Annotated in this window: 3 protein-coding genes; 1 reads left to right on the top strand and 2 read right to left on the bottom strand. The window is 62.2% G+C overall.

What is annotated here, in order from left to right:
* Both DBR24_RS14360 and hflK read right to left on the bottom strand, forming a co-directional pair.
* On the bottom strand, positions 1–886 hold an 886-nt coding region (locus tag DBR24_RS14360), incomplete at its 3' end, for an SPFH domain-containing protein (protein WP_128615095.1).
* Positions 883–2,844, bottom strand: coding sequence for a protease modulator HflK (hflK, locus tag DBR24_RS14365; protein ID WP_128615096.1), 1,962 nt, complete (start codon positions 2,842–2,844; stop codon positions 883–885). The genes hflK and DBR24_RS14360, both read right to left, overlap by 4 nt.
* Positions 2,845–3,054: 210 nt before the next feature.
* On the opposite strand from hflK, the gene DBR24_RS14370 reads away from it, so the two are divergent.
* The coding region (locus DBR24_RS14370; protein WP_128615097.1) for an NAD(P)/FAD-dependent oxidoreductase at positions 3,055–4,112 on the top strand (1,058 nt) is incomplete at its 3' end.

The following is a 4,112-nucleotide window of genomic DNA, read 5'->3' on the forward strand; positions in this document are numbered from 1 at the left end:
ACCCGGCATAGGCGCGGCCATAAATCTGTGCAGCTTCAACCCGCGATTGCGCTTCAATATCAGCGGCTTTTACCGTGGCGTCCGCCTGCACAATGCGCGCATCGCGCTCGGCCGCAGAACGGATTTGCGCCGCTTCGCGTTTGCCGATCGCCGTGCGTTCAGTGGCAATGGTTTCACGCTCGGCGCGCATGCGATCCACCGTGGCGGTAAGCGTCACCGACGGCAAGGTCAAGCGTTCGATGCCCACCTGCACCACGCGCACACCATAAGTGGCGAGCAATTGCTGATCGATCTGCTGACGCAGTTGCGCCTCGAAATCGGCGATGTGCACCCGACTGGCGTCGGTGTTGACCAGGTTCGCCAGGTCAAAACTGCTGGCGGTGGTTTCCAGCGCCGAGCCCACGAACGTGCGAATCTGCCGCGCCGCTTCATCCGGCTGGTTCTGCACAGCGCGCATGAAACGTTGCACATTGTCCGGATCGCCCTGCACCTGCCACGCCACGTAAGCCTGAACGATGATGCGCAAACCGTCGCGCGTGCCGACATCCTGCAAACCGCTGGAGGTGGTGCGCAGCCGCAGGTCCACCGGGATCGCCGCTTCAAACGGCGCCGGCCAACGCCAGCTCAAACCCGGATCGAGCAGCACACGCGACGGATTGCCGAACCGGGTGATGACCGTGGCCTCGCCCGAGCGCACTTGCACCAGACTCGCCGCCGCGATGGCAAACGCCACCAGCAATGCCGCCCAAGCCATGCGTCGCCAGGGGAACGGCCCCGCCTCTTCCGGTGCACCGTGATGGTGATGGCCATGATGATGGTGATGCCCGCCGTGGCCGTGATCGTGGCCGCCGTGGTCATGGTGATCGTGAGTGTGCGACTGGCTCAATGGGCAACTCCTGGTTGAGCGGTGGTGCGCGCGGGCGATGGATCAGCCGGCAGCGTAAACGTACGCAAGTCGATGGTCGGCGCATTGCTGCTGCCACCCAGACGATGGTCGAGCACCAGCAATTTGGCTTTGCTCAAGCCTTGGCTGAGCTGACTGAGGTATTGCTCCAGAACGAACGCCTGGCCGGCGCTGGCGTAGGCTTTTTGCTCGGCAGTGAATTTCAGCTCCGCGGCGTGCGCCGAAGCATTGATTTCGCGCGCATTGGCGCTGGCCTGGTCGCGGGCGAGGCTGGCCTGCAACTGCGCCTGATTACTCGCTTCAGCCGCCGCTCCCCGCTCACGGGCGATTAACGCCTGCGCACCAATCTGCGCTGCTTGCACGCTGTGATACGCGTTGGCCGCACCGGCCGGCGGATGAATGGCTTCAACCACCGTGGCAAGAATCTCCACCCCGCTGTCGAGCTTTTGCAGATCGTTTTGCACCGCGCGTCCAATCTGGTCGCCCAGCCCGACCCGATCGGTACCGAGCAAACCGTCGAGCGTGCGCGAAGCGAAATCGTGCACCAGAATCCGGCTGGCCGTGCTGCGGATCAACGTCGGGACATCGGCACTGTTATAGGTCGCCGCCAATGCCGCCTGGTCACTCAGGCCAATGCGATAGACAAACCGCACGTCCATGTTGACGATCTGGAAGCTCTGCTGCTCGCCGCGGCTGCTGGCAATCACCTGAGACTTGTCGTTGACGTGACTGGCGTCCCACAGACGATTGGCCGTCATGGGGGCCGGGCCTTCGGCAGGATCGGGCTGAACCGGCGCCGGGTTTTCGCCGACGCTGGTCGCCAGTTCGTGGACTACGCCGTTTTCCACGTTCAGCACCCGTCCCAGCGGCCACGGCAAACCAACGTGCAACCCGGGAGCGAACACCTGCACCGGTTTGCCGAAACGCTCGTAGATCCCACGACCTTGCAACGGAATTTCATGAATGCCGGTCAGCAGCCAGCCGAGTCCCACAACCAGCGCCAGCACAGGCAGAAATGCGCGGCGCATGTAGCTGAACGCCCAGATCTGGCGCAGATCGATGCCGAAACGGTTGTGCAACTCGTGCTGCAACGCGAGTAACGGTTGCGGCGGCCAACGCAGCAGATCGGCGATAAAAGTGCGCGCCAGCAGGGTCGGCTCGAGTTGCTCGCGACGAGGACTGAATAGTGACAATACGGCGCGCAATAACAGCTCGATCGCGACCAGTCCCGGCAAGATTCCCGTCAGTACGGCTACGCGAACCGGCCACACGGCACTCTCGCTGGCGAACAGTAAACACAGTGCGCCCAGCACCAGAGTGATAATCACCACCCGCGTCAGTTGCGCCAGCGAGCCCGCTTCTGGCCATTGCGCCGGACTCTCTTGTGCCAGGTGCCGCTCCAGTACCAGCAAGGCGAAGGCCAGCAACAACGCCATCACCGCGCCAACGGTGGCAGACAAACCCACCGCCGCAGCCGGTAGCGCGAGGTTCCACGCCTGCTCGATGCCAAGCAACACCAGCATCGCCCAGCCACCCAGCCACAACGTCGCCGCACCGATCTGGCCAAGCCAATGCAAACTGCGCTGACTCAAGCGTTCCAACAGCTGCTCGTACCATCCCTGCGCATCAGACGGTTCTTCCACTGTTGGAGGATTCGACGCCAGAGGCGTCATCACCCGCTCACGCCATCGCGCCACCCACCACGCCGATTGCAAACCAGCGACCAGCACCAGCAACGCCGCACTCTGGTTGACCAACAGCGGTAGCCACAACGACTGCGGCGCGAACAACCCGACAAAAAACGCCAACACCCACCCGGCCCCGGCCAAGCCGCCAAGGCCGATGGCCCAGCGCCGTAATCGCCGACCTTGCATCGCCGCCTGCTGAAAGCGCGGCAATCCGGTCACTGGCGTGCCTTCAACTTCCAGATCGACTTGCATAACACCCCGAAATCATTGGTTCACTGCGCATATCGTTACGATATAACGATAATCGTGAAATATTCGTACACAATTGCATTTATCTAAAGATTTCCAACCTGTCGCTTGCCTGAAGCCTTGACCGAAATGTCCATAAACGCACATATTACGTTCGTAATTTTCTTCGCCGACTACTTTTAGCATCCGCATCCATCAAGCAGGAGCAAGCGCATGAGCAACTATGACGTAGTGATTCTGGGCGGCGGCCCCGGTGGTTATAACGCGGCGATCCGCGCTGGCCAGTTGGGTCTCAAAGCCGCTTGCGTCGAAGGTCGCGCGACCTTGGGCGGCACCTGCCTGAATGTCGGCTGCATGCCTTCCAAAGCGCTGCTGCATGCCTCGGAGCTGTATGACGCAGCGATGGGTGCGGAATTCGCCAACCTCGGCATCGAGGTCAGACCCACGCTGAATCTGGCGCAGATGATGAAGCAGAAAGACGAAAGCGTGAGCGGCCTGACCAAAGGCATCGAGTTCCTCTTTCGCAAAAACAAGGTCGACTGGATCAAGGGCTGGGGCCATATCGACGGCCCGGGCAAAGTCAGCGTAACCAACGATCAGGGCAGCAAGGTCGAACTGACCGCCAAGGACATCATCATCGCCACCGGCTCCGAGCCCACTCCCCTGCCCGGCGTGGAGATCGACAACCAACGCATTCTGGATTCCACCGGCGCCCTGTCGCTGAGCGAAGTACCCAGCCATCTGGTGGTGATCGGCGCCGGGGTCATCGGCCTCGAACTGGGGTCGGTGTGGCGGCGTCTGGGCGCGCAGGTCACCGTGGTCGAATACCTCGATCGCATCTGCCCCGGAGTCGATGCCGAGGCCGGCAAAACCCTGCAGCGTTCGCTGAGCAAACAAGGGATCGCCTTCAAGTTGAGTTCGAAAGTCACCAGCGCTACCTCGTCAGCCAGCGGTGTGCAGCTCAGCGTCGAGCCGGCGGCCGGCGGCAGCGCTGAGTTGCTGGAAGCCGACTACGTGCTGGTGGCCATCGGGCGTCGTCCGTACACCCAGGGCCTGGGTCTGGAAAACGTGGGGCTGAGCACCGATAAACGCGGCATGCTCGCCAACAGGCAACACCGCACCGAAGCGCCCGGCGTGTGGGTGATCGGCGACGTCACGTCGGGGCCGATGCTTGCGCACAAGGCCGAAGATGAAGCGATGGCCTGCGTCGAGCAGATCCACGGCAAGGCCGGCGAGGTCAACTACGACCTGATCCCCAACGTGATCTACAC

This window comes from Pseudomonas sp. HMWF006, assembly GCF_003061205.1.
Classification (GTDB): domain Bacteria; phylum Pseudomonadota; class Gammaproteobacteria; order Pseudomonadales; family Pseudomonadaceae; genus Aquipseudomonas; species Aquipseudomonas monsensis.